This is a genomic window from Amycolatopsis sp. NPDC104775, from assembly GCF_055583325.1.
Genome location: NZ_JBVJOE010000001.1, coordinates 1,308,354 through 1,334,872, shown reverse-complemented (window position 1 = coordinate 1,334,872; position 26,519 = coordinate 1,308,354). Strand labels below are relative to the sequence as shown.

Genomic DNA, 26,519 nt, shown 5'->3' with positions numbered 1-26,519 from the left:
AAGACCACGTTCCCGGTGATCGGCTTGGCCCGCGTGATGGCGACAGAGCCCTGCCGGACCGAGCGCCGTTCAACGTGCCTTTGCCGCGGGGCCGTTCGGGCAGTTGGCGGACGCGAAGAATCGGCGATGCGCGGCTTTCCCCCCGCTCTCACGCACCCGCCCTCCATAGTGCACCGTGCACCACCGCACTTCCCCCGTTTCGTCACCCGGCCCGAAGCGCCGAACCCGCCGCGCTCCCTACCGTCGAGCTCGACGTTGTGATCCCGCATGACAGGAGCCCGCCGATGACCCGCCCCTCTCGCAGCCGACGGGGCAGGATCTCGACGTGCGGCTCGCGGCGCTGCGCAAGGCCCGCTGCCGCACGATCTTCTCGGAGAAGATCTCCAGCCGGATCAAGCAGCGCCCCGAGTTCGAGAAGGCTCTGGCGCTGGCCCGCCAGATCAAGGCGGCCGCGCCACACCAGCCGGTGACCTTCACCGTGCACGAGTACAAGCGGCCCGCCCGCAACTCCGCCGAGATGATGACGACGGCCACGGACCTGGAGGCCGCCGGCATCCAGCTGGAACTGCTCACCGCGCCGCTGACCGGGATCTACGATCCCAACGGGGTCGGCTCGATGCTGTTCGCGGTGCTGGCGAACTCCGCCCAGCTCGACCGCGACTACATCCGCGAGAAAACTCTCGAAGGCCAGCAAGCCGCCGCTGCCAAAGGCCACCACGGCGGCCGCCCCAAAGTCATCGACGAAGACTCCCTCACCTTCGCCCGCGCCCTCTGCGACAACGGCACCCCCATGCCCGAGATCGTCAAGAAGCTCACCATCAAAACCGGCAAGAACGCCGGCAAACACCCCTCAGTTGCCTCGCTCTACCGCGCCCTCGCCGACAACAACGCCTGACCAGGCCCTACGCGCTCACTCGGCAGGTTTCTTTCGTATCCCGGCGGGCCCCCTGGATCCGGCGTCTTCCTGGACTCGATCGCGGTTTCGGCGGACGTGCTCGCGGTGACGGGACCGTCGGGGAAGTGGGGATGCTGGGGCGAACGCGGTCCGGAGCTGGCGGTTTTCCAGGGTTTCCCGGATGCCGCGGCTCGCGCCGGATGGCGTGACGAGTTCGGTCCGTTCCTGGAGGCGGCCGGGGCGGTGGAGTCGTATGTGTGGATGGCGTTCGGCGGTCGCGGACCGGTTCCGGACGAGTTCGCGGCCGAACTGGTCGTGAATTACAGTGCCGGTTAAAGCGGGTTGAGCCTCGACGGGCGGGAATGGTGTTGTATCGGCTTGTCTCCCAGGAGGATCGGCCTGGTTTAGTGCTGCCTTTCGAGTCCCTGTCCGGCTTCTTCGCTGACGACCCGACGGCTTTGGTGACTCTCGAAAACGTCAGCGGAGCGGCTGACGCGATACCGGCGACTGTCGACGACGCGGAGATCGAAGTAGTCGATGATGCCGGAAAGGCGATCGGCCGCTACTGGCTCGGCCGGGTGGAATTGCGGCGGAAAAACCTTGTCCGGACGCCGGATGGATTGGCGAACCTCGAAATTCCCTCCCTCGGTGGTCGGGGGCACCCGCACGCGAAGGCGATCTGGGCCCGGTGGTGCCACGGCTCGATCCTTCCTTCCGAGTGGACTCGGTATCCCGAAGCGCAGCACGGCGACTGGCTTCACGTCGTGCAAAACGCGTGGTTCGTTTCGGGGAAAGACGCCATGCGCTACGGCACGGGCGACATCGTCCTCGACGGGCGGCGCTTGGCGTCGCGGGATTCGTTCTATTGCGCCCTCGGCGAGGCGGCGAACGGGTCAGGCGGGTACTTCGGCTCGAACTTGGACGCGCTCAACGACTGTCTCCGAGGCGGATCCGAGGTGAAGCCGCGCTATTCGGTGCTCTGGAACGCCGCGGCGGACTCCCGGCGCACCCTGGGCGACGAGTTCGTGGACGCGGTCGCGGAAGTCTTCGCCGACCACGGCCTCGCACTGCGTGAACGGTGACCTCACTGTCCAGCCCCGCGCCGCCAGGACAGCCGGGGCGGCAGCAGATCCGCCGAACGGCCTACGACGTCCGGCGGACACCGGAAATTGCCTCCCCAACGTCACTCCAACGGCCGTTTTTCCCGGACACGAGTGGTACTTAGCTGGATCGAGCCGGTGATCACCGGCGTTGGCCAGCGTGAGTCGGGGCACGCGGTGTGAGATCGGAGGCGCACGTGCGTCGTACCCGTTCCCCTGGAGCCTCGACAAGAAGACGGACGGGCGTGGTCGCCGCGGCGGTGCTCGTCGCCGGGCTGGCGACCCCGCCCCTCGCGGAAGCGCAGGAGTCCACTGTGGACTCCACGGCGAACAGTCAGATCGCCGCTTTGCAGGCGGTGAAAGCGGGACAGACCGCTGCTGAGTCCAAAATAGACAGCAAGCTGCTCGTCCAGGAGAAGATGCGCACGCGGAGCCTGAGCGCCGAGGCGCTGCCGGGAATCGCCAAGGGCGCGGACAAGGCGTTGGTCGACCTCCGCGTGACGAAGGTCAGCGACATGCTCGTCAGCGACCTGCGCAAGGCCGGGGCCGAGGTGCGCGCGGTGTCGAGCACGGCGGCGAGCATCCGCGCCGAGGTGCCGCTGACCGCACTGCCGGAGATCGCGCAGCGCGGCGACGTTAAGCACGTCGAAACCGCGGATCAAGCGATGACGGCGCGGCAGCGGGTGAACAAAGAAGACCCGGAAACCAAGCAGCAGAAGGCTGATCGCATCGATCGGCAGCTCAAGGAAGCCATCGGGACCACAACCCAGGTCGTCAGCGCGGGAGACCGGGCGCACAACGCGGACACCGCGCGCCAGCAATTCGGCGTGACCGGCACCGGAGTCAAGGCGTGCGCGCTGTCCGACGGTGTCGATTCCCTGGAGGTTTCCCGCACCAAAGGCGAGCTTCCGGCGGTCGATGTCCTGACCGGGCAAGCCGGGAGCGGCGACGAGGGCACCGCGATGCTGGAGATCATCCACGATCTCGCCCCGAACGCGAAGCTCGGTTTCGCGACGGCATTCACCTCGGACGCGAGTTTCGCCGACAACATCCGCAAACTCCGGTTCGAAGCGCATTGCGACGTCATCGTCGACGACGTCATTTACTTCAAGGAATCCCCGTTCCAGGACTGGATCATCGCGCAAGCGGTGAACGACGTGACGGCCGACGGCGCGTTTTACTTCTCTTCCGCGGGCAATGAGGGCAACGTCGCCGACGGCACCGCGGCGCACTGGGAAGGCGACTTCGTCGATTCGGGCGTCCCGATCGGCAAGTTCGCCGGCACGGCGCACAACTTCGCCGGCGCGGTCGGAAAGCAGGTGTTCGAGCCGATCTCGGACGCGTCGTCGGCCAGCATCCCGGTGACACTGCATTGGTCCGACCCGCTCGGCGCGGCGGCGGACGATTACGACCTCTACCTTCTCGACGCCCGCGGCAACGTCGTGAGCTTCAGCCAGGACGTCCAGAACGGCACCCAGGACCCGTACGAGCAGCTCGCCACCCCGCTGTTCGGCGGCACCGGGCTGCGGCTGGCCGTGGTGAAGTTCTCCGGGGCCGCCCGGTATCTCTCGCTGACGGCGTTCGGCAGCCGGTTCCGCGATTCCGCGGACGGGCTCAAGGCGTACTCGACGCCGGGCGCGGTCGTGGGCCACGCCGCGGCGCGCAAGGCGTTCGCGGTCGCGGCGGCGCCGGCCGAGGCGGCGTTCGGGCGGCCGCTCGAACCGGGCGATCCGGCGAACCCGACCGGTCCGTATCCGGCGGCGTACTCGGCGGCCAGCAAGGCGGAGCGGTTCAGCTCGGACGGTCCTCGGCGCGTGTTCTACGAAGCCAACGGCACGCCGATCACGCCGGGCAACGTGTCGTCGACCGGCGGAGAAGTACGGCAGAAGCCGGAGATCACCGCTGCGGACGGCGTGCACACCTCGGTGCGCGGCTTCGATCCGTTCTTCGGCACCTCGGCCGCGGCGCCGCACGCGGCCGCGATCGCGAGCCTGGTCCTGTCCGGCAACCCCGGACTGTCCTCTTCGGACCTTCGCGAGGCTTTCCTGAAAACCGCCGTGGACATCGAAGCGCCGGGCACGGACAACCTCACCGGTGCCGGAGTGTTGTTGGCGGACAAGGTCTTGGCGTACACCGGAGCCAGCCCGCAGCCGTACGCGGAGGCGGGACAGCCGACAGTCCGCGGACCCAACGGCGGCAGCACGCTCAATCCCGGCGACACCGCGACCGTGACGCTGCCGGTGAAAAACACCGGTGACGGCACCGCGGTGTCCACGAGTGTCGTGCTCACCTCGGCGACTCCGGGCGTCACGATCGAGCCGCGGGCGAAGTCGTACGGCACGATCAGCCCCGGGCAGACCGGAATCAACGACTTCACCGTCACAGTCCCGGCCAGCCAGCAGCTCGGCGCACCGGTGGTGCTCAACGCCAAGGTGACTTTCGCGGGCGCGTATTCGCCGCGCACCAGCACGTTCGCGCTGCCGGTCGGCACGCCGTCGCCGGTTTCGCAGGTGTTCGCCTACGCCGGCCCGGCGGTCGCGATCCCGGACAACTCGCCGCTCGGCGCGTCGGTTCCGCTCGTGGTGAGCGGCATCGGACCGGCGTCAAAGGTGTCGCTTTCGATCGACGGCAGCACCTGCACCACGGCGGAAAAGGCGACCACGGTCGGCATCGACCACACCTACGTCAACGACCTGGTCGGCACGCTGACCTCGCCGTCCGGAGCGACGGCGACGCTGTTCCAGAAGGGCGGCGGCAGCGGCAACAATCTCTGCCAGGTGGTCTTCGATGACTCCGCGACCAAGCTGTTCAGCACGACCGGATCCGCGGACGCGCCGTTCACCGGCACCTACCGGCCGGTCACGCCGCAGAGCCAGCCGGGCACTTCGGCGGACGGCACGTGGACGTTCAAGGTCGTCGACACCACCGGCGGCGACACAGGTTCGATCCGCAGCGTTTCGCTGCACGTCAACGGGTACATGGCGACCGGCCGCCCGGCGGACGCGCACAAAACGGTGACCACGGGGCCGGTGCGGCCTCAGCTCGCCTGACCCTGAGCGAGGCGGGGCCGTCGCACCGCGCGGCGGCCCCGTACCGTTCCCGGCATGGCACGGCAGGTCGCAGGCGGCGGACGGGCGGTGGAAGTCCCGCCCGAACGACTCGACGGCTGGTTCGCGCGATTCGCCGAACGCAACGACGGCGTGCGCACCACGGTTCTCGCCGCGACACAGGTCCGGGTCGAGGCGGAAAACGGAACAGCGGTCACCGCGACTGTCCCGTTTGGACCATTGCGAACTCAAGGCGAATACCCGGGGCTGGCCGTCGAACCACTGCTGCACCACGTGCGAACACCGCGGCTGATCGCCCTGCTGCTGATCCGAAAAGGCGGGCACTCGCTCGGGCTCGCCTACGACGGCCGCATCGTCCTTTCCCGGACCGGTCACCACCACGTGCAGGGCCGGACCGCGGCAGGCGGCTGGTCGCAGCAACGCTTCGCGCGCCGCCGCGAAGGCCAGACCCGAGCCGCACTGCAGTCGGCCGCTGAGGACGCGTACGAGGTCCTGATGCCCAGACTGTCCGAAGTGGACGCTGTAGTGCTCGGTGGAGATCGCCGGGCGCTGGACGAACTGCGCACCGACCGCCGGCTCGCCAAGCTGTTCGACCGGGCCGAGCCCCGCGTGCTGGAGATCCCCGAACCCCGCCGCGACGTCCTGGCCGAAGCCGCGCAGCGGGCGCGCGCGGTGGAGCTGGTGGTGAGGGACCCGACAGCGGAACGCGAGTGAATCCGGACACGGCCGCGAAAACCGTTCGACGCCTACCCGTACACTGGGTTCGTGGTCAACAGGGCATTGGTGCGGATTCAGAGAGAGTAGCCGCCCGCCCCGCATCGCACGCGGTGCCGGGGCGCTCCAGCACGTCCATCTGACCGCCCCCGTCTCCGGGAGTTTCCTTGATCACGGCCACTGGCCTTGAGCTGCGCGCCGGTTCGCGCATCCTGCTCAACGGCGCCACCCTCCGCATCCAGTCCGGCGACCGCATCGGCCTCGTCGGCCGCAACGGCGCGGGCAAGACCACCTCGCTGAAAGTCCTCGCGGGCGAGGGCGAACCGCACGCCGGCGACGTCCGACGCAGCGGCGAACTCGGCTATCTGCCGCAGGACCCGCGCGAGGGCGACCTGTCGGTCACCGCGAAGGACCGCGTGCTGTCCGCGCGCGGCCTCGACACCCTGCTGCGCGACATGGAAAAGGCGCAGACCTCGATGTCCGAGCTGGTCGACGACAAGCAGCGGGACAAGGCGATCAACCGCTACGCGCGGCTCGAGGAACGGTTCTCCTCGCTCGGCGGGTACGCCGCGGAGAGCGAGGCGGCGCGGATCTGCTCGAACCTCGGCCTCGCCGACCGCGTCCTCGCCCAGACGCTCAGCACGCTGTCCGGCGGTCAGCGCCGCCGCGTCGAGCTGGCGCGGATCCTGTTCGCCGCCGCCGAGGCGGGCGCCGGCGGCAAATCCGAGACGATCCTGCTGCTGGACGAGCCGACCAACCACCTCGACGCCGACTCGATCAACTGGCTGCGCGGCTTCCTCAAGCAGCACGACGGCGGTCTCGTGGTGATCAGCCACGACGTCGAGCTGCTCGGCGACGTCGTCAACAAGGTGTGGTTCCTCGACGCCACGCGCGGCGAGATCGACATCTACAACATGAGCTGGCAGCGCTACCTCGACGCGCGCGCCACCGATGAGAAGCGCCGCCGCCGCGAGCGCGCGAACGCCGAGAAGAAGGCGTCCGCGCTGCAGGCGCAGGCCGCGAAACTCGGCGCGAAGGCGACCAAGGCCGTCGCGGCGAAGAACATGGCGCGGCGCGCGGAGCAGATGCTGTCCTCGCTCGACGAGACGCGCCAGGCGGACAAGGTCGCCCGGATCAAGTTCCCGGAACCGGCCCCGTGCGGGCGCACGCCGCTCACCGCCGACGGATTGTCCAAGTCGTACGGTTCGCTCGAGATCTTCACCGGCGTCGATCTGGCGATCGACCGCGGCTCGAAGGTCGTCGTGCTCGGATTGAACGGCGCCGGAAAGACGACCTTGCTCCGGCTGCTCGGCGGAATGGAAACGCCGGACACCGGATCCGTCGAACCGGGTCACGGATTGCGGTTGGGCTATTACGCACAGGAACACGAAACTCTCGACCACGAAGCGTCGGTGTGGGAAAACATCCGCCATCTCGCGCCGGACACCGGCGCGCAGGAGCTGCGGAACCTGCTCGGCTCGTTCCTGTTCACCGGCGAACAGCTCGACCAGCCCGCCGGAACGCTCTCCGGCGGCGAGAAGACCCGGCTCGCACTCGCTGGACTCGTGTCCAGCCAAGCCAATGTGCTGCTGCTGGACGAACCGACGAACAACCTCGACCCGGCCAGCCGCGCGCAGGTTCTCGACGCGCTGCGCAGCTTCGCCGGCGCGGTCGTGCTGGTGACGCACGACCCGGGCGCGGTCGAGGCGCTCGAACCCGAGCGCGTGATCCTGCTTCCGGACGGAACCGAGGACCACTGGTCCGCGGATTATCTCGAACTTGTCCAGCTTGCCTGACCGAGTGCGTCCGTTCGGGTGCTGACCGTATCGGGCAAAGCACTGGAATGGCCCAATGTGATCGCGGTTTCGATCGTTTTACGGCTGTCGTCTGGCAATCCGGCGCGTAGTGTTCGATCATTGCCCCGGCAGGGGCCGCGAATGGCCCGGAACAACCACTCGGCGGGAAGGCGATCGACGTGGCTGATCTCAAGAAAGGCGCGCGGATCACCGGCAACACGCGCGACAAGCTGGCCGCTGACCTGAAGAAAAAATACGAGAAGGGCTCGAGCATCCGGGCGCTGGCGGAATCCACCGGACGGTCCTACGGGTTCGTCCACCGGGTGCTGTCGGAGTCCGGGGTCCAGCTGCGGGGGCGCGGCGGGGCCACGCGAGTCAAGAAGAAGTAGCGTCAGCGCGGCCGTTGCGCGGGGGGCGCACGGTCGGTCCGGAGGCCCGGAAGGTCAGCGCGGCGCCGAGGAGTACCAGCGGGTACACGAGGTAGCCGTACCGGGTGGCCGGGGTAAGCAGGATCAACGCGCCGAGTCCGACGGCGGTTCGCGTCAGTGCGGCGGATCCCGTCGCGGGGGGCCGGCGTGCCAGCCAGAGCAGCATCGCCACTGCCGCAACACCCACCAGTGCCAGGGAAATCGCGGTGCCGGCCGGTCCGGCCTGCGCGATCAGATGCCCGGGCAGCGGGCTCGCCGCGGGGGAGCGGACCGCGCCCATGCCGAGCGGGAAGCGGATCACGTGCTCGGTGAACGCCTCCGGATTCGCCAGATACACCGGCAGGTGCAGCGCGATCGTCGTCGCGGCCAGCGCGGCCGCGAAGCGACCTGTTGCCGCCCAGGGGTTTTCGCCGCGAGCACGCCGGTAAACGAATACCGCGAGCACCGCGGCCGCTGGCGCGACGATGAGTTTCGCGCTGATCACCAGCGCCAGCACGAACCCAGTCCATCCTGGACGCCCCGCCGCGGCGAGCGCGAAGCTCAGCACGAGCAGGCCGACGATCGCGAGGTCCGGACCAGCGACTGCCCAGGTCAGCGCGGTCAGCGGACAGGCGATCGCGAGCTGCGCGGCGAAAACCGGGATCCGGGGCCGGTTCAGCAGCCGCCAGGACGCGTACGTGCAGATCACCGCGGCGAGCGCGAACATCCAGCGCGCGTCGGTCAGCGCGTCGAGGACCGGATTTCCGCCGAACAACGCGCGCGGCAGCCCGAAAACGGTCATCACCGGGCCGTACGGCGTGTAGTCGTTCACCACCGGAGCGCGGTTGAGCGAGGCGAGGTCGACATAGGGGGTTCCGTGGCGCAGCAACAGATCCGCGCTGCGTTCGATCACCCACACCTCGGGCTGGGAGGCCCAGGAGAACGGGGTGATCAGCCAGTCCGTTCCGGTCAGCCGCCGGATCACGAGCATCAGCAAGGGCGCGCACATCGCGAGAACGACAACCGCGCCGATACCGATCCAGCGCGATCCGAATTTGCCGTTAGTTTGCATTCCGCGGCGCGCGGAAATCGTCAGCCACGCGCTGTGCGCGGCCGCCAATCCGTATCCGGCGACGGCGAAATTGCCCCAGATCCGGTAGCCGTAGAACTCCGAAGCGAGTGCGGTGCCGAGCGCGAACGCGAAGCAGCCGAGATAAAAGACGAGATCCCACGCGGCGACGCGCACGGGGTGAGCCGCTTCGCCGCGCGCAGGGGCCATCAGCAGTTGCACCCGCGTTTCCTCCCCCGGTTCGCCGACCCCGAAACGCCAGGCTACCGAGCCGGGCCGCCCCGTCCGTGCCCCGGCCCGGTCCAGCGGCCCCCGCGGAAGCCGGAGTCGCTTGGAGGTGCACTCCGGCGTCGGGAAGAATGCCGGGCGTCCCGGTGTTGTGCAGGGCATCTCCGGAAAAAAGTTCAACTAATCTAGAGGTTTTCACGAGCTGGGGGACACTCCAATGGACAACACCTGGGCGCTGCTGAGCTCCGCGATGCGGGCGGGCGACGCGCCGAAAGCGCTGACCCGGGGCACTCTGCGCCGCGTCGCGCGGTTCGCCCGGCCGCACTGGAAACGGCTGCTGGCCTTCCTGGTGCTCACCGTGATCTCGGCGGTGCTCGCCGTGACGACGCCGGTGCTCGCGGGCAAGGTGGTCGACGCGATCGTCGGCGGGCACGAGCTGAACGTGGTGGTCTGGCTGTCGGTGGTGATCGCGGCGCTCGCGATCCTCGACGCCGGTTTCGGCCTCGCCGAACGCTGGCAGTCCTCGCGGATCGGCGAGGGCATCATCTACGACCTGCGCGTGGCGGTGTTCGAGCACGTGCAGAAGCTGCCCATCGCCTTCTTCACCCGCACCCGCACCGGTGCGCTGGTCAGCAGGCTCAACAACGACGTGATCGGCGCGCAGCGCACGTTCACCGCGACTTTGTCCGGTTTGGTCACCAACGTGATCCAGCTGGCGCTGTCGCTGGTGGTGATGCTGTCGCTCTCCTGGCAGGTCACGCTCGTGGCGCTGGTGCTGTTGCCGATTTTCGTACTGCCCGCCCGGCGGCTCGGCCACCGCATGGCCGGGCTGCAGCGCGAGGCCGCGCAGCTCAACGCCGGGATGACCACGCAGATGACCGAACGCTTCTCCGCGCCGGGCGCCACGCTGGTGAAGCTCTTCGGCCGCCCGCGCCAGGAGGTCGCCGACTTCGGGCTGCGCGCCGGACGGGTGCGCGACATCGGCGTGCGGACCGCGATGCTGACGCGCTGGTTCATGACGAGCCTGACGCTCGTGTCCGCGCTCGCCCAGGCGCTGGTCTACGGCCTCGGCGGCTACCTGGCGCTCACCGGGAAGCTCGAACCGGGCACCGTGGTGGCGCTCGCGCTGCTGCTGACCCGGCTGTACACCCCGCTGACCGCGCTCGCGAACGTGCGCGTGGACGTGATGACCGCGCTGGTGTCGTTCGAGCGCGTTTTCGAGGTGCTGGACCTGGAGCCGATGATCAAGGAACCGGCCGAGCCGAAGAAGCTGCCCGAGGGCGGGGTTTCGGTCGAGTTCGCGGACGTCCGGTTCGGCTACCCGGCGGCGGACAAGTTCTCGCTCGCGTCGCTGGAGGATGTGGCCACTTTGGACAGCCGGGGCGGCGACGAGGTGCTGCACGGCGTGAGCTTCCGCGCCGAGGCCGGGCAGATGGTCGCGCTGGTCGGTTCGTCCGGCGCGGGCAAGTCGACGATCGCTTCGCTGCTGCCGCGGCTGTACGACGTGGACGCCGGTGCGGTCCGGCTGTCCGATGTGGACGTCAAAGACCTGAGTTTCGCTTCGCTGCGCGAAACCGTCGGCGTGGTGACCCAGGACGGCCACCTGTTCCACGACACGATCCGCGCCAATCTGAGCTACGCGCGCCCGGGCGTCGCGGACGACGAGATCTGGGCCGCCCTGGAGAAGGCCCGGCTGAGCGACCTGGTGCGTTCGCTGCCGGACGGACTGGACACGACCGTCGGCGAACGCGGCTACCGGCTCTCCGGCGGGGAACGGCAGCGGCTCACCATCGCGCGGTTGCTGCTGGCGCAGCCGAAGGTCGTGGTGCTGGACGAGGCGACCGCGCACCTGGATTCGGAATCCGAGGCCGCGGTGGGCGAAGCGCTCACCGGCGCGCTGGAGGGACGGACGTCGCTGGTGATCGCGCACCGGCTGTCGACCGTGCGGGCGGCGGATCTGATTCTGGTGGTGGAAAACGGGGACATCGTGGAACGCGGCACGCACGAGGAATTGCTGGCGCTGGAAGGCCGGTACGCGGAGCTGTACCACACGCAGTTCTCGGAAGAACCGGCTGCGGCGTAAGGGCTCGTGAGTGCTGGCGCCGGTTCTCACCGGCGCCAGCACTCACCACGTCCTCAGCGCAGGGCAGGCACTCGCGGTTCGTACTTGGCCAGCAGCGCCGCGTTCGCCGCGTCGCCGCCCTCCACATTGGAGCTGCGCCACAGCGGAACGTCGAGCCCTTCGGCGGTGCCGCGGTCGTAAACCTCGGCCAGGATCAGGTTCCACAGGAACGCGTTGACCACAGTGGACATCGGCCCGGTGCGCGGCGCGGACGCCGGATAGCTGGCATCGCCGGGAATCACCAGCGAATCCAGCACCACCGTGCCTTCCTCGACCAGCGTCGTGGCCGACCGGCGCGGCGCGGCGGCCACGCAGGCCCGCGACGTCATGGCGATCACCGCGGCGCCCCGGCGGCGCGCTCCGGCGGCCAGTTCGACCGGGTACGGATTCACGCCGGACGTGGAGAACACGACCAGCACGTCGTCCGGCCCCGGCGCGCGATCGGCCAGGACTTCCTCGGCGAGCCCGGAACGGCGCTCGGTGCGCGTGCTGTGCTGCGCGCCGTGCAGCGGCAGCAGTTCCGGGTGGTACAGCGGATACACGCAGGCGAGGCCGCCCGCACGATAGAACGTCTCGGCGACTGCCGCGAGCGAGTGCCCGGCGCCGGCGGTGAAGACCAGCGCGTCGGCCCGGATCACCCCCAGCAGCAGATCGGCGGCGGCGGACACCTGCGCGGCGTTGGCCTCCGCGGCCGCCGCAAGCTGGTCCGAAGTGTTCTTCACGAGATCCGTGGCGCTCACCACACCTGCCCTTCCTCGCGGGTCCGGGCACCGAATCTATCGGGTGGACACGCTTCGTGGTGGATTACCGTGGGGTTGATCGAAATGGGGGTGCCGGTGAACGGGAAACGGCAGAACGGCCGGACGGATCCGGCCGTGCGGACGTGGCGGGCCCCCGGGCAGACCCGCGCGGTGGCGCTCGTCTTGCACGGCGGGGCCGAACGCAGCACCGCGGTCGTCCAGCCGTGGCGATTGGCGTATCAGCGGATGGTGCCGCTGGCCCGCTCGCTGCACCGGGCCGGGAAGCGGCACGGCCTCGAAGTCCGGCTGATGCGGAACCGGCTGTACGGCTGGAACGGGCGGACGGAAAGCCCGATCCCGGACGCTCGCTGGGCGCTGGAACGCATCCGCGCCGACCATCCCGGGCTCCCGGTGGTCCTCGTCGGCCATTCCATGGGCGGCCGGGTCGCGCTCCGGGTCGCCGACGATCCGGCGGTGACCGGGGTGTGCGCGATGGCCCCGTGGACGCCGCAGGGCGAGCCGGTGGACGCCGTGGCGGGCCGGGCGGTCCTCATCGCGCACGGCACCCGCGACCGGATGACCTCGCCCGCCGAGTCCTACGCCTTCGCCGCGCGCGCCCGCGAGGTCACCGACCTGGTGGCGCGGTTCGAGATCGCCGGCGAAGGCCATTCGATGCTCCGCCGTCCCGCGGTCTGGACCCGGCTGATGTGTGCTTTCACACTGGACCGGATCGGAGTGGGCGAGACGGACGAGACTCTTCGTCAGGCCTGGTCCCGCCCCTCTGCCGACCGGCTGCGCATTCCCGGGTAACCGGAGGGCGCGGCCCGGTCGCGAGGGCGACGGGGACGAAGCGGGAATATCATGGGGAAGGGCTCGAAAGCCCGTTCGGAGGGAGTGTCTTGTCCACGTCACGAGTCGATCCGACAGTGGTCTCGCAGCTGGTCTCGCAGCCGGTGCCCGACGAATCCCGATGGCCCGGCCTCGCCACGCCGCCGCATTCGCCGTTGCGGGCGCGCGCGGCCGAGGCGCTGTTCCGGCACGCGGTGAAATCGCTGGACGTGCGGGTGACCTTCCCGGACGGCACGGTCCTCGGCGCGGGCGGCCCGGACGCGCCGGAGATGCGCATCCACCGGCCCGCGGCGTTCTTCCACCGGCTCGGAGCCGACGCGAAGATCGGCTTCGGCGAGGCGTACCTGGTCGGCGACTGGACCGCGGAAGACCTGGCCGGCGTGCTGACGCCGTTCGCCGAGCGGCTCGCCACGCTCGTACCGCCGTTCCTGCAGCGGTTCCGCCGGTTCGCCGAGCGCGTGCAGCCGTCGGCGGAAGAGAACACGATCGAGGGCGCCCGGTCGAACATCCACCGGCACTACGACCTGTCGAACGACCTGTTCAGCGCGTTCCTGGACGAGTCGATGATGTACTCCTCGGCGCTGTTCGGCCCTGGGGACACCCTCACCCAGGCGCAGCACCGCAAGCTCGACAGCGTGCTCGACTACGCGGGCGTGCGCGAAGGCAGCGAGGTGCTGGAGATCGGCACCGGATGGGGTGAATTGTCCATCCGCGCGGCTTCTCGCGGCGCGAAGGTCACGTCGCTGACCATCTCGCAGGAGCAGAAGGTGCTCGCGGACGCCCGGATCGCCGAAGCGGGCTTCTCCGACCGCGTCGACGTGCGGCTGTGCGACTACCGCGAGGCCACCGGCGAGTACGACTCGGTGGTCAGCGTCGAGATGATCGAGGCGGTCGGCGCGTCCTACTGGCCCACGTTCTTCTCCACGATCGGCAAGCGCCTGCGCCCGGGCGGGCGGTTCGGCCTGCAGGCGATCACCATGGACCACGACCGGATGCTGGCCTCGGCGAAGTCCTACACGTGGATCCACAAGTACGTCTTCCCCGGCGGCATCATCCCGTCGGTGCAGGCGATCGAGGACGGGATGCGGGAGAACACCCGGCTGAAACTGGCCGGGATGCGCGAGTTCGGCCAGGACTACGCCCGCACGCTCAAGCTGTGGCGGGACCGCTTCCAGCAGCGCTGGGACGACATCCGCGGCTTCGGGTTCGACGACGTGTTCCGGCGGATGTGGGAGTTCTACCTCGCCTACTCCGAGGCCGGGTTCCGGTCGGGGCATCTGAAGGTCCACCAGTTCGGGTTCGCCGACCCGCGCTGAGGCGACCTCTCCCCGCCGGGACAACCCGCGTAGGGTGCCGCACGTCCACCGCAGGAGGACCGCGCAGGATCCTGTGCGGTCACGCGCACCACCGGATCGGGGAGACAGGCCCATGACGTACGGAGGCGACGACGGCAGGCGGCGGATGCCGCCCCGGCCACCGCAGCCCCCCGCACGCCCGCGCCAGCAGCAGCGGGCGCAGATGCTGCCGCTGCCGGGAAGAGGGCAGAGCCCCTACGACGGCCGCACCCGGCCGATGGGCGCTCGCGGCGAGGCCCCGGCCCCGCCGCCGCCCGCACCGCCGCGGCAGGACCCGCCGGAGTACGGGGGCAGGCAGCCGCGGCCGCGCCGACGCCGCCGGTGGAGCGTCGGCAAGATCCTGATGACGCTGCTGATCGTGTTCGTGCTGTTCGTCGGCGCGATCTGGGCGTATCTGGAATTCAGCATCAACCGGGTGGACGCCATCGGCGACTACTCCGGGCGCCCGGCCGCGGCGTCGGGCACGAACTGGCTGATCGTCGGGTCGGACAGCCGCCAGGGCCTGTCCGAGGCGGACGAGGAGCGGCTGGCCACCGGCGACACCGGCGAGGCGGGCGGGCAGCGCACCGACACCATCATGATCGCGCACCTGCCGGACAACTCGACCAAGCCGACGCTGCTGAGCCTGCCGCGCGACTCGCAGGTGAAGATCCCCGGCCACGGCACGAGCAAGATCAACGCCGCGTTCGCGCTCGGCGGGCCGAAACTGCTGGTCCAGACGGTCGAGCAGGCCACCGGGCTGCGGATCGACCACTACGCGGAGATCGGCTTCGGCGGGTTCGCGAACATCGTCGACGCGATCGGCGGGGTCGACATGTGCATCGACAAGGACATGAACGACCCGATGACCGGCATCGACATCCCCAAGGGCTGCCAGAAACTCGACGGCCGTCAGGCGCTCGGCTTCGTCCGGATGCGGCACGCCGACGCGACGCCGCGCTCGGACCTCGACCGGGTGGCGAACCAGCGGAAGTTCATCGGCGCGCTGGTGAGCCAGGTCGCGAGCCCGGGGACCCTGTTGAACCCGTTCGACTTCTTCCCCCTGCTGGGCTCGGCGCCGGACGCGCTGACCATGGACACCGGCGACCACGTGCACAACCTGGCCGGGCTGGCGATCGCGATGCGCGGCATCTCCTCCGACGGGGTCACGACCACGACGGTGCCGCTGACTGACGCTTCGGCGCAGCACTGGGACAAGAAGAAGTCGGCGCAGCTGTTCGATGCGTTGAAGAACGACACCGAGGTGCCGCCCGACATCGTGATGAACTGACGCTCAGCCCCGGGACGGCGGCAGGCTTTCGCTGAAATTCGCGAGCCTGCCGCCGTTTCTGCTGTCAGGATGGCTCGCATGGACACTCTCACCGACGGCGTGATCACCCTCGTTCGCTGGCGCCCGGAACATCGGGACGCGCAAGTGGCGGCTGTGGTGGGATCCCTGGCCCACCTGGCCGCCTGGATGCCCTGGGCGGTGGATGGGTACGACCAGGCCAAGGGAGACGAGTTCCTCGCGCGCGCGGCCGCGCAGTGGGAAAGCGGCGAGGAATACAACTACGCGATCTTCTCCCCGGACGGCGAAATGGCGGGCAGCTGCGGGCTGATGCGCCGTGAAGACGGGTGGGAGATCGGGTACTGGCTGGCGAAAACCCAGACTGGCAAGGGGTTTGTGACTCGGGCTGGTGCGTTGCTGGTGGATTTGGCTTGGCGGCTGGACGCTACGCACGTGGTGATCAAGCACGATTCGGAGAATGTGCGCAGCGGTGCCGTTCCGGCTCGGCTGGGGTTTTCGAAGGTGCGGGAGGAGAAGGCTGAGGGAGTGATTCCGTCGGCTTGTAGCGGGGTGAATGTAGTGTGGCGGCTTGATCGGCCGGAATGACCGGAATGACCGTCGCGTGCCACCCGGCCCGCGGTTAGGCTGAAATCGTGGACAAAATCCGTCGGCGTGCTTCGGCGTGGTGGTATTCGCTGCCGTTCGGGTTGATCGCGTTGACGGTTTTGTGCGGACCGTTCGCGCGCGCACAGGGAACCGGGACCGCCGAGCGTGCGGCGAATCCGGCAGCCGGTCCGGGATCCGTGCTCACCCTGGAGATGAATCCGGGGGTTACTTATCGACTGTTTCAAGATAATCAAGACCGAAAAATCGGCGGAGCATGCCGGTTCTCGGTGGGGAATCAGTTGTGGCCGGGCCTGGAAGGCAGCGGGGAGTCCCCTGCCGGGTTTCGCAATCCGCCGCAGCAGGTCGTCCACGACGGCCGTGCGTTCGCTTACCTCACGTCCGTTTTCAGCGAGCGTGAGGTAAGAGCGACGATTTCCTGCGAAGGCGGGCCGTTGCTGGCCGAGGAGGCCGCGGTGTCCGGCCCCGCGGTCGCTGGCGTCGCGATCATGGCCGGGGTGAGTTTGCTGGCGCTGGTCCTGGTGGCCGCGGCCCGGCTGCTGACCCGGCGGTGGCCTTCCCGACCCGCGGCCGTCCGGGGCTGTCTCTCCGCTTCCCGCCGGGGATGGGCGGTCGCCGGAGCGGCTCTGGCAGTACTGGCGAGCGTCGTGATCGCCACCTCGCCGAATGTCTCGGACGGCACCGCCGGTGTCTACTGGTTCTTCACCCTCGCCGCCGCCGTGCCGGTTTTCGCGATCGGCCCCCTGCAGTTCCGTGCTTCCTGTCTCGTGGCAGGCACGGCGCTCGTCGCTTTCTCTGTGATCGGGTTTTTCTGGTTCTTCGTCTATCTGCTCCCGTCCGGAATCATTTTCCTGGCGACGGGGTTCAGCACGCCGGTCAGGCTTCCGCCCGCTCCCGAAGCACCTTCAACGCCCGATCAGCGTGCGCCGTGAAGTTCAGTTCGCTCTTGATCACGTCCAGCACCCGCCGGTCCGTGTCGATCACGAACGTCTGCCGTTTCGTGTGCAGGGGCAGGATTTTGCGCCAGACGCCGAACTGCTTCGCCACCGCACCGTCCACATCGGACAGCAACGGATAGTCGAACCCGTGCTTGGCGGAGAACTCGCGCTGTTTGCCGACCGCGTCCGGGCTGATGCCGACGCGTTGCGCGCCCGCTTCGGCGAATTCCGCGGCGAGGTCCCGGAAGTGGCAGCTTTCCGCGGTGCAGCCGGAGGTCATGGCGGCGGGGTAGAAGAACAGCACGACCGGGCCGTCGGCGAGGAGGGCCGACAGGGTGCGTTCCACGCCCTGGTCGTCGGGGAGGGTGAAGTCGGGGGCGAGGTCGCCGGGCTGCATCGTGGAGAGGTCCTTCCAGAAAGGTCGTCGTGCCCGGTAGTTCGGAGCCGAGCGGGCGGCGGATGGGTCAGCTGGCGTGCCGGGCGATCATCTCGTCGACCTCGTCACCCGTCGCGGACTCAGCCACGAACGAACCCCGCGCTGCCAGTACGCCCAGTTCCCGCAGGCGTTCGGCGTGGGCCGCGTCGCGCACGCCCTCCGCTCCGATGCGCAGGCCCAGTTCCTTCGCCCGCGTGACCAGCTGCGCCAGGTGCCGTACGTCGGTCTCGGCCGGGTCTTCTCCGGCCAGGGCGTCGACGACGGGGCCGCTCAGGATCACGTGCTTGACCGGCAGCTGGTAGCGCGGGATCAGTTCCAGGTCGGACGATCCGGAGATGGTGAGCACGAGCTGCGCCCCGAGGTCGGCGAGCACGGTGAACGAGTCGAGGACCTCGCCGTCGCCGTCGAAGATCGACGCGCGGTCGGTGCACAGCCGCAGCGCTCGCGCGGGCAGGCGGTGCCGGTCGAGCTGGTTTTTGACCAGCAGCACCAGATCCGGGTCGATGGCCAGCCGCTTCGGCAGCCGGATGCAGACGTCCGGTGCGGCGGGGCCGTACCGTTCGCGCCAGCGGGCGGTCGCGCCCAGCGATTCCTGCAGCAGCCATTTGCCGAGCGGCACGGTCATGCCGGTGGTCTGCGCGAGCGGGTAGAACTCCTCGGGGCCGAGTTCGCCGCGTTCGGGGTGGTGCCAGAGCAGGCCGGCGTTCACCGCGGCGATCTCGTCCGGCTTCGCGAGTTTGACCGTCGGCTGGTAGTTCAGCGAGAACTCGCCGTTTTCCAGCGCACCGGCGATCACCGCGCCGAGCTGGTAGCGATTGCGGTCTCGCGCGTCGAGCTCCGGATCGAACAGCATCCACTGCGCCTTGCCCGCCTCCTTGGCGCGGTGCAGTGCCAGTTCGGCCGCGCGCAGCAGGTCGCCGTGGCTGCCTTCGTTCGCCGGGCGCACGACGATCCCGATGCTCGCGCTGACGCCGATGCCGTGTTCGTCGACGTACACCGGCTCGCTGAGTTCGTCCAGCACCCGGTCCGCCAGCACGACCGTTTCCCGGGCGGTCAGTTCCGGGCCGCGCAGCAGCACCGCGAAGCCGTCGCCGGACAGCCGCGCTACGTAGCCCTCGTGCTGACCGGCGAACACTGATTCCAGTTTCCTGGAAATCGCCTTCAGCACCAGGTCGCCCATGCCGGCGCCGAGCCCGTCGTTGATCACCTTGAACCCGTCGATGTCCAGGTACAGCAAGGCGATCTCCTCGGAGCCGCCGGAGCCGAGCGCGCGTTCCAGCTGGGCGGTGAAGGCGGCGCTGTTGGGCAGTCCGGTCAGCGCGTCGTGCAGGTTCTGGTGCCGCAGCCGTTCGCCGAGCAGGTGCAGGTCGTCGTCATCGGCCGCCATGAACACCGGGAAGTACGTTTCGGGCCGGTCCCCGGGAAGCGTCGCGAGCGTGACGTTCGTGGTGAGCTCGCCGTCGCGGCTGTGGCCGAGCTGCACGCTCTGGACGGTCCGGCGGGCGCCGGCGGCGAGCGGAAGGGCGTCGAGCGCGGCGCGCAGCCGTTCGGCGTCCTGCGGGCCCGCGGCGAGATCCGCGATGTGCTTGTCCCGCAACGCGGTCGTGGACGTGCCGAGCAGCCGGGCCAGCGCGCCGTTCGCCTCGACGACGGTCCCGGACGGGTCGGTCAGCGCGATGCCGAGCGGCGCGGACGAGAAGAGCGCGGTGAACCGCCGCGTCGCGCCGGTGTCCTCGGGGCGCGCGGCGACCTCGCCGGCGAAGTCGAGCAGCAGCCGCTCCACCTCGGCGGGCGGGAGCGTTACTCCGTTGGTGTCAGTCAGCGCCGCGGCGTACTTGCGCGCGACGTCGACCAACCCTGGCCTGGCACCAGGCTCCGGCACACTCCACCTCTTCATACGCGGACAAAGACCAGCTCAGGCCCGGTGCGGAGGATCCGAAGACCCACACTGGGTACGAGTTGGCCGCAAGTGATGCCACGGCATCACGGACCAAACAGGGTGTCTACCGGCTGAACGAGTGATGGGCACTACACAACTGGTGACATCAAGTCACCTTGAGTACACGAAGGTGGCTTGTACTGCGGTTTTGTCTCCAGCTGTTGACCTTTCTGTCCGGCTCGGCGGCCGTCAACGATAGGCCAGCCGGGCCGGCAGTCCGTCGGCGGGCACCGGAAGCGAGACGTAGTCCCACTTGGCCACGTAGTCCTCGGGCACCGACCAGCGGTGCGCCCGCAGCAGCTCGTGCATGAGCGCCTTCACCTCCAGGCCGCCGAACTGCAGCCCGATGCACTTGTGCGCGCCGCCGCCGAACGGCATCCACGCGAACCGATGCGATTTGTCCTCGCGGCGGTCCGGGCCGAACCGCTCGGGATCGAAGCGCAGCGGATCGGTCCAGTGTTCGGGGGAGTAGTGGTTCAGCGTCGGCGAGACCGCGACCATCGTGCCTTCCGGCAGGTAATGGCCGAGGACCGAAGTGTCCTTTGTGGTCTTTCGCGCCAGCGACGGCACCGGCGCGCGCAGCCGCAGCGCCTCCTTCATGACGAGGTCCAGCGTTTCGAGGCTTTCCAGCGCTTCGAGGTCCGGCAGGTCGTCGCCCAGCCGCAGCGACTCCTCGCGCGCCCGCTCCTGCCATTCCGGGTGTTTCGCGAGGTAGTAGGCCATCGCGCTGGCGGTGATGGTGGTCGTGTCGTGCGCGGCCATCATCAGGAAGATCATGTGGTTGACGATGTCGGCGTCGCTGAACCGGTCGCCGTCCTCGGAGACGGCGTGGCAGAGCGCGGAGAACAGATCGTCGCCGTCCGCGTCGCGCTTCGCCGCCAGGTTCTCGCCGAAATAGCGCTCCAGTGTCCGCCTGCCGCGCAAACCCGCGGCCCAGCGCCCGCCAGGCACCGGATACCGCACCACGGCGGTACCGGCGCGCACAGCGGCCACGAACGCGCGGTTGATGCGCTCGGCGTCGGCGGCCGACCGCATGCCCATGAACACCTGGGTCGCGACGTCCAGCGTCAGTTGTTTGAACGCCCAGTACAGCTGGGGCCGCCCGGACGGCAGCGCGGCCACGCCTTCGCGCAGCGCCGGGCCCATCTGCGCGACGTAGCCGCGGAGCCGGTCGCGGGTGAACGCCTCCTGCATGATCCGGCGGTGCAGGTGGTGCTCGCCGAAATCGAGCAACATGAGCCCGCGCTCGAAGAACCGCTCGATAAAGAACTTCCAGCCCTCCTGGGAAAACGCCTTGTCCTTGTTCACGAGCGCGGCCTGAGTGGCCTCGGGCCCGGACAGCGACACGATCCGCTGGCCGAACACGCCCATCCACGACACCGGGCCGAACTGCTCGAAGCGGCGCAGGCTGAACTCCAGGCCGAAGCGCATCCCGTCGAGGGTGTGGCCGATCAGCGGCGGGCCGTCGTCGCCGAGCACTGGTTTCAGGCCGCTGCCTGCCGGGGGTGCGGCGAGCTCGCGGACCGGCCAGCGTGCGCCGAGCCAGCGTTCGTCCACCTTGCGCGGCAACGGGATCGCGGTCAGCGGCGGGATCCGGCCGCGGAGGTTTTCCGAGAGCCGGGTGACGCCGTCGCTCCCGGCGTGGGCGAGGCTGCCGAGCGCGCCGGGTGTCGTCGGGGTACTCGGGTTTCCGGTCACGTCCGCCATGACGACCACCTCCCGGCCAGGGTATCGGCCGCGTCTACGGTCCCGTGTTATTGACGGGATGACAATACCTTGGGGGCTGCCGTTCGGGTGATCCTCGGACTGGTGCCGGGCGGCTGGTCGCGCCGCCCGGCACCAGTGGGGTCAGCGAGGTTCGGCGCGCAGTTCCCGGGCCGCGCCGACCAGATGCCGCAGCGCCGGTTCGACCTCGGCGTAGTCACGGGTCTTGAGGCCGCAGTCCGGGTTGATCCACAGCCGCTCCGCCGGAACCGCGCCGAGCGCCGTGCGCACCAGACCGGCCATCTCGTCCCGGTCCGGCACGCGCGGCGAGTGGATGTCGTACACCCCTGGCCCGACGCCGCGGCCGAAGCCCGCTTCGTTCAGGTCGGCGAGCACTTCCATCTTCGAGCGGGCGGCTTCGATGCTGGTGACGTCGGCGTCGAGGGCGTCGATCGCGGGCAGCACGTCACCGAACTCCGAGTAGCACATGTGCGTGTGGATCTGCGTGCTTTCCGCGACGCCCGAGGTGGCCAGCCGGAAAGCGGGCACTGCCCAGCCGAAGTACGCCTCGCGCTCCGCCGCGCGCAGCGGAAGCAGTTCGCGCAGCGCGGGTTCGTCGACCTGCACGATGCGGATCCCGGCCGCCTCAAGGTCGGCGACCTCGTCCCGGACGGCCAGCGCGACCTGGCGCGCGGTGTCGGCCAGCGGCTGGTCGTCGCGGACGAACGACCACGCCAGGATCGTGACCGGACCGGTCAGCATGCCCTTCACCGGCCGGTCGGTGCGGCTTTGCGCGTACCGCGTCCATTCGACAGTCATCGGTTCCGGCCGGGAGACATCGCCGAACAAGATGGGCGGCCGGACGCACCGGGAGCCGTACGACTGGACCCAGCCGGACGCGGTCGCTGCGAACCCGGTCAACTGCTCGGCGAAGTACTGGACCATGTCGTTGCGTTCGGGTTCGCCGTGCACGAGGACGTCGAGGCCGAGGTCTTCCTGCAACCGCACGACACGCTCGATCTCGGCGCGCATCGCGTCGCGGTAGCCAGTGTCGTCAAGTTTGCCCGCGCGGTGCGCGGCTCGGGCTCGGCGTACCTCGCCGGTCTGCGGGAAGGAGCCGATCGTGGTGGTTGGCAGCGGCGGAAGGTTCAGGGATTTTTGTTGCGCCGCAGCACGTTCCGCGTACGGGGCGCGGACGGTGTCCTCCGGGCGGAGCGCCGCGACACGAGCCCGGACGTCGGCGTCGTTCACCTCCGCGGCCCCGGCCCGATCGGCGACCGCGGCCCGCGCGGGGCCGAGATCCACGTCCTCGCCGCGGAGTGCCCGGCCGAGCAGGACGACCTCGTCCACCTTCTGCTGTGCGAAGGCGAGCCAGGTTTTCAGGCGCGGGTCGAGATCTGTCTCTGCTGCCACGTCGTAGGGCACGTGCAGCAGCGAGCACGACGTCGAGATGCTCACGTGAGCCGCGGTGTCCTTCAGCTGGGTCGCGCGGGCCAGTGCGAGGTCTGGATCCGTGCGCCAGACGTTGCGGCCGTCCACGACTCCGGCAAGGACTTCCTTGTCCCGCAACGCGCCTTCCGCCACTACTTTGTCTACAAAGGACTTTTCAGTGACCAGGTCCACTGCGACCGCTTCGACAGGGGAGCGGGCCAGTACGCCCAGCGCCCGGCCGAGCCCGCCGAAGTACCCGGCTGCCAGCAGCTTCGGGCGGTGTTTTTCCTTGGCCAGCCAGTGATAGGCGCGGGTGAGCGCGTTGAACTCCGGAGTCGTCCGGTCCGCGGCGAACGCTGGTTCGTCCAACTGGACCCATTCGACGCCCTCGTCGGCCAGTTGGCCCAGCAAATCGGCGTAGGCGGGCAGCAGTTCGTCGAGCAGTTCCAGGGGCGCGAACCCGGGTACGGTCGGCTTGGCCAGCAGGAGAAAGGTGACCGGTCCGACGAGCACCGGACGCGGCGTGATCCCGAGCGCGCGGGCCTCGCGGACCTCGTCGATCGATGCGGTGCCGGTGAGGGAAAACCGGGTGTCCGGGCCCAATTCCGGGACTAGGTAGTGGTAGTTCGTGTCGAACCACTTCGTCATTTCGAGTGCGGGCGCGTCCGGTACCCCGCGCGCGGCGGCGAAGTAGGTGTCCAGCGGCGACAGGCCTAGCCGGGTAAAGCGTTCCGGCAGTGCGCCGAAGAGCGCCGCGGTGTCCAGTACGTGGTCGTAGAGGGAGAAAGTGCTGGACGGGATCGAATCGAGGCCTTGGTCGCGGAGGGTCGTCCAGGTTCGCTCGCGAAGGAGTCGTCCGGTGGCTCGCAGTTCTTCCTCAGGGCTCTTTCCCGACCAGTAGGCCTCGAGTGCCCGTTTGAGTTCGCGGGCCGGGCCGATTCTGGGGTAGCCGAGAATCGTGGTGCCGATCGTGTTCACAGCATGCATCCTCACGTGCTCGCCGGAAGAGTCCGGGCACGCGGAAACGCGGTGCTTCGGTCGTGCCTTGTCCCGCGAGGCCCGGACTCACGCACGCCGTCGGCGTGCGTGCCATTGGCAGGTATTCGGACTCGTGGGCGTATCGCTCGTGCCTACCGGCTGTCGCTTCCCGGGCTGGCGCCCAGTGCTTTACCGCGTTCGCGGTGACAGCTTTCGTTCCCACATACCGCTGCGGGGCAGTCCCGGATTCGCACCGGGTTCCCTGTTGCCTCGTCAGAACGCGGGTGCGTGCTGGCGAACCAGTGGCGGGGGTGAGCTTACCGGGTCCGGGGCCAGGAGGCGGGTGTCCCAGGGTTCGGGAGGGATCGTGCTGCTTGCCGGAGCAGGGGGAGCGTTGGAAGGTGCTCGTTGTCCGGCGGTGACATCGCACCCGGCGTGTGCGAGACGAACGGGGGAGTTGCCCTGTGCTGTCTGGCGTCTCGCCGACGTCGAGCATGGTGCGGCTGATGTTTTTGGCGCACTGTCCGTTGACGCCTGGCCATTGCTCACTGACGGGTCGTATTTTCTGCTTATTTTTCCATCTCTGCTCGAAACCGCTGCGCACGCAGGGCGTATCCGTTGACTGGGTTGTCACCCAGTCGGCGGTTCCTTGTGTGCGACAGGCGGGACAAAGTGCGGAGTTGTTGGTGGCCAAACAACATTCGCGGCGGGTGTCAGTCAGGCAAGCGCGGTCAGTCAACCTGGACACCTGGGTTGAAGCGGGAATGACCGCAGGTACGCTGTACAGTTCCCCCGGGGCGAGAGAAAGGGTTTCTGTGGTACTGGGCGGATCAGCGGCCAGGGGCTCCGTACCGTGAGTTCTACATCAAGTCCGCGCATGAGCTTGCCAGCGAGAACGTGACCTTCAGCTGGGTTCCCGGCAGCCCCAACTGGGAGATTCGCCAGAATGGGGATCTTGTCGGTATTTCCGAAGGAAACGGGGCATTCGGCGGCCAAGCGGACAATGGGCTCGAGGTAACGGTGCCGAGTGCTCGAGTTTTCGCCAACTCTTCAAAGTTTCAATACCAGGATACTGGCAACAATTGGCATCCCGCTCAAGCGGAACTGGTCAACGATCGACCAGATCTATTTCTTATGTACACAAACGGGCAAAACATAACGGGCGCAACGCGCAAGCCTTGCGTAGACAAGGCGGAGAAGATGTCTGCCGAAAGCAACGTCACGCCGCCTACTTCCGCTGACCTGCTGGGTGTGGCGAAGAGGCTGGCCGCCGCGAATGGCGAGGGCAGTCCGGCCGATATTCGATATGTGAAAACCGATCGCAATGCTCTCAAGCATATTGACGGAACGCAGCCCAAGACCAACGATCCGGTGTACTTGATTCAAATGACCGGCAACTTCGTGGGGTACGCCGCCAAGATCCCCAGGGGAAGCAAGCCGCCCAGGGGAAACGTGCTCACCGTCACGGTAGATGCGAAATCCGGGCACATGCTGGGCTGGTCGATCCTGGTGGAGCCGCACGACCTTGCGACGTTGGGAGTGGTGCCGGCACTGCAGTAGCGAAGAGGCCCGGTCGCGATGCGATTGGTTGTCCGCTCAGAGCCTGAATGCGGTGTGCCCGCATACGAACTCGGCCGCACCCAGGGCAGGGTGCGGCCGAGTTTCAGCAGGTGACTCGGGGTGGGATCAGTCCCAGTCCAGTGCGCCGCCGGACTGGTACTCGATGACCCGCGTCTCGAAGAAGTTCTTTTCCTTCTTCAGGTCCATCGCCTCCGACATCCACGGGAACGGGTTCTCGTTCTCGCCGTAGATCGGGGACAGGCCGATTTGCTGGGCGCGCCGGTCGGTGATGAAGTGCATGTACTGCTCGCACAGGTCGGCCGACAGGCCCAGCATGCCGCGCGGCATGGTGTCGCGGGCGTACTTCACCTCAAGCTCGCACGCTTCCTGCAGCATGCCGCGCACCTCGGCCTGGAACTCCTCGGTCCACAGGTGCGGGTTCTCGATCTTGATCTGGTTGATGCAGTCGATGCCGAAGTTCAGGTGGATCGACTCGTCGCGCAGGATGTACTGGTACTGCTCGGCGATGCCGACCATTTTGTTCCGCCGGCCCAGCGACAGGATCTGCGCGAAACCGGTGTAGAACCACATGCCCTCGAAGATCACGTAGAACGCCACGAGGTCGCGCAGGAACGCCTGGTCGGCTTCCGGGGTGCCGGTTTCGAAGTCCGGGTTCTCCAGGTTCTGCGTGTATTTCAGCGCCCACGCGTCCTTGTCCGAAATGGACGGGACCTCGCGGTACATGTTGAACAGCTCGCCCTCGACCAGGCCGAGGCTTTCGCAGATGTACTGGAAGGTGTGCGTGTGCACGGCTTCTTCGAAGGCCTGGCGCAGCAGGTACTGGCGGCACTCCGGGTTGGTGATCTGCCGGTACACCGCGAGCACGATGTTGTTGGCCACCAACGATTCCGCCGTGGCGAAGAAGCCGAGGTTGCGCTTGAGCATCTGCCGCTCGTCCTCGGTGAGGCCGTCCGGCGACTTCCACAGCGCGATGTCGGCCTGCATCGCGACCTCGGTCGGCATCCAGTGGTTGTTGCATGCCGCGAGATACTTGTCCCAGGCCCACTTGTACTTCATCGGCAGCAGCTGGTTGACGTCGGCGCGCGCGTTGATCATGCGCTTGTCGTCGACGTTGATCCGGGCCGCGCCGACCTCGATTTCGCCGAGGCCGGTCGCGTCCGTCGTTTCCACGTTCGTCATTCAGGTCACCTTGGAGTCGGGGTCGGGGGGGGGGGGGGGGGGGGGGTGGACGAACACGCACCCCCCGACAGAGGCCGCGACTCGTCCCGGGTACGAGCG

The 26,519-nt window shown here is 68.6% G+C and carries 20 protein-coding genes, 1 pseudogene and 1 riboswitch; of the genes and pseudogenes, 14 read left to right on the top strand and 7 right to left on the bottom strand.

Features of this window, described 5'->3' with window-relative positions:
• Positions 1-319: 319 nt before the first annotated feature.
• The 7 genes and pseudogenes from ACZ63D_RS05810 to ACZ63D_RS05780 form a co-directional block, all read left to right on the top strand.
• Positions 320-895 (top strand): annotated as a pseudogene (locus ACZ63D_RS05810) (recombinase family protein); the annotation flags it as partial.
• A 105-nt stretch (positions 896-1,000) separates the two neighbouring features.
• Entirely contained in the window at positions 1,001-1,231 is a 231-nt protein-coding gene (locus tag ACZ63D_RS05805; RefSeq protein WP_465353146.1) for a hypothetical protein, read from the top strand.
• Between the two features lie 71 nt (positions 1,232-1,302).
• The gene (locus tag ACZ63D_RS05800; protein WP_465353145.1) at positions 1,303-1,977 is read left to right on the top strand and encodes a barstar family protein; all 675 of its coding nucleotides are present in this window, start codon (positions 1,303-1,305) and stop codon (positions 1,975-1,977) included.
• Between the two features lie 263 nt (positions 1,978-2,240).
• On the top strand, positions 2,241-5,045 hold the full coding sequence (locus tag ACZ63D_RS05795; protein WP_465353144.1) for a S8 family serine peptidase: 2,805 nt from the start codon (positions 2,241-2,243) through the stop codon (positions 5,043-5,045).
• A 54-nt stretch (positions 5,046-5,099) separates the two neighbouring features.
• Positions 5,100-5,777, top strand: a complete 678-nt coding sequence (locus ACZ63D_RS05790; protein WP_465353143.1) for an acVLRF1 family peptidyl-tRNA hydrolase — start codon at positions 5,100-5,102, stop codon at positions 5,775-5,777.
• A 167-nt stretch (positions 5,778-5,944) separates the two neighbouring features.
• Positions 5,945-7,573: an ABC-F family ATP-binding cassette domain-containing protein gene (locus ACZ63D_RS05785; RefSeq protein WP_465353142.1), complete on the top strand. Its 1,629-nt coding sequence runs from the start codon at positions 5,945-5,947 to the stop codon at positions 7,571-7,573.
• A 179-nt stretch (positions 7,574-7,752) separates the two neighbouring features.
• A complete protein-coding gene (locus ACZ63D_RS05780; protein ID WP_003071237.1) occupies positions 7,753-7,962 on the top strand; it encodes a helix-turn-helix domain-containing protein in 210 nt (69 codons plus the stop codon).
• On the opposite strand, the gene ACZ63D_RS05775 is transcribed toward ACZ63D_RS05780, so the two are convergent.
• Positions 7,949-9,259 (bottom strand): glycosyltransferase 87 family protein, encoded by a 1,311-nt coding sequence (locus tag ACZ63D_RS05775; protein WP_465353698.1) that lies wholly within the window; start codon positions 9,257-9,259, stop codon positions 7,949-7,951. The two genes, ACZ63D_RS05780 and ACZ63D_RS05775, sit on opposite strands and share 14 nt — an antisense overlap.
• A gap of 235 nt (positions 9,260-9,494) precedes the next feature.
• Here ACZ63D_RS05775 and ACZ63D_RS05770 point away from each other — a divergent pair, with 235 nt between their 5' ends.
• On the top strand, positions 9,495-11,360 hold the full coding sequence (locus ACZ63D_RS05770; protein WP_465353141.1) for an ABC transporter ATP-binding protein: 1,866 nt from the start codon (positions 9,495-9,497) through the stop codon (positions 11,358-11,360).
• A 53-nt stretch (positions 11,361-11,413) separates the two neighbouring features.
• Here the strand turns inward: ACZ63D_RS05770 and ACZ63D_RS05765 are convergent, their stop codons facing one another.
• Entirely contained in the window at positions 11,414-12,142 is a 729-nt protein-coding gene (locus ACZ63D_RS05765; protein WP_465353140.1) for a sugar isomerase domain-containing protein, read from the bottom strand.
• An 81-nt stretch (positions 12,143-12,223) separates the two neighbouring features.
• On the opposite strand from ACZ63D_RS05765, the gene ACZ63D_RS05760 reads away from it, so the two are divergent.
• The 5 genes from ACZ63D_RS05760 to ACZ63D_RS05740 all read left to right on the top strand — a co-directional run bounded on the left by ACZ63D_RS05760 (position 12,224) and on the right by ACZ63D_RS05740 (position 17,166).
• Positions 12,224-12,949 carry an alpha/beta hydrolase gene (locus ACZ63D_RS05760; protein WP_465353697.1) on the top strand — a complete coding sequence of 242 codons (726 nt, stop codon included), beginning with the start codon at positions 12,224-12,226 and terminating at the stop codon, positions 12,947-12,949.
• 89 nt (positions 12,950-13,038) lie between these two features.
• Complete coding sequence (locus ACZ63D_RS05755) at positions 13,039-14,304, top strand: class I SAM-dependent methyltransferase (protein WP_465353139.1); 1,266 nt, start codon at positions 13,039-13,041, stop codon at positions 14,302-14,304.
• 112 nt (positions 14,305-14,416) lie between these two features.
• Positions 14,417-15,613 (top strand): LCP family glycopolymer transferase, encoded by a 1,197-nt coding sequence (locus ACZ63D_RS05750; RefSeq protein ID WP_465353138.1) that lies wholly within the window; start codon positions 14,417-14,419, stop codon positions 15,611-15,613.
• A 78-nt stretch (positions 15,614-15,691) separates the two neighbouring features.
• Entirely contained in the window at positions 15,692-16,216 is a 525-nt protein-coding gene (locus tag ACZ63D_RS05745; RefSeq protein WP_465353137.1) for a GNAT family N-acetyltransferase, read from the top strand.
• 47 nt (positions 16,217-16,263) lie between these two features.
• Positions 16,264-17,166, top strand: a complete 903-nt coding sequence (locus ACZ63D_RS05740) for a hypothetical protein (protein WP_465353136.1) — start codon at positions 16,264-16,266, stop codon at positions 17,164-17,166.
• Here the strand turns inward: ACZ63D_RS05740 and ACZ63D_RS05735 are convergent.
• The 4 genes from ACZ63D_RS05735 to metE form a co-directional block, all read right to left on the bottom strand.
• Positions 17,111-17,569 (bottom strand): peroxiredoxin, encoded by a 459-nt coding sequence (locus tag ACZ63D_RS05735; RefSeq protein ID WP_465353135.1) that lies wholly within the window; start codon positions 17,567-17,569, stop codon positions 17,111-17,113. The genes ACZ63D_RS05740 and ACZ63D_RS05735 overlap by 56 nt on opposite strands.
• A gap of 67 nt (positions 17,570-17,636) precedes the next feature.
• Positions 17,637-19,490, bottom strand: coding sequence for a diguanylate cyclase domain-containing protein (locus ACZ63D_RS05730; RefSeq protein WP_465353134.1), 1,854 nt, complete (start codon positions 19,488-19,490; stop codon positions 17,637-17,639).
• 246 nt (positions 19,491-19,736) lie between these two features.
• Positions 19,737-21,254, bottom strand: coding sequence for a cytochrome P450 (locus ACZ63D_RS05725; RefSeq protein ID WP_465353133.1), 1,518 nt, complete (start codon positions 21,252-21,254; stop codon positions 19,737-19,739).
• Between the two features lie 141 nt (positions 21,255-21,395).
• Positions 21,396-23,669 carry a 5-methyltetrahydropteroyltriglutamate--homocysteine S-methyltransferase gene (gene metE / locus ACZ63D_RS05720; RefSeq protein WP_465353132.1) on the bottom strand — a complete coding sequence of 758 codons (2,274 nt, stop codon included), beginning with the start codon at positions 23,667-23,669 and terminating at the stop codon, positions 21,396-21,398.
• 90 nt (positions 23,670-23,759) lie between these two features.
• Positions 23,760-23,979: riboswitch (cobalamin riboswitch) on the bottom strand.
• Between the two features lie 578 nt (positions 23,980-24,557).
• Between metE and ACZ63D_RS05715 the strand changes: the two genes are divergently transcribed.
• Positions 24,558-25,220, top strand: coding sequence for a hypothetical protein (locus ACZ63D_RS05715; RefSeq protein ID WP_465353131.1), 663 nt, complete (start codon positions 24,558-24,560; stop codon positions 25,218-25,220).
• Between the two features lie 126 nt (positions 25,221-25,346).
• Here the strand turns inward: ACZ63D_RS05715 and ACZ63D_RS05710 are convergent, their stop codons facing one another.
• A complete protein-coding gene (locus tag ACZ63D_RS05710) occupies positions 25,347-26,420 on the bottom strand; it encodes a ribonucleotide-diphosphate reductase subunit beta (protein WP_465353130.1) in 1,074 nt (357 codons plus the stop codon).
• Between the last annotated feature and the right edge of the window lie 99 nt (positions 26,421-26,519).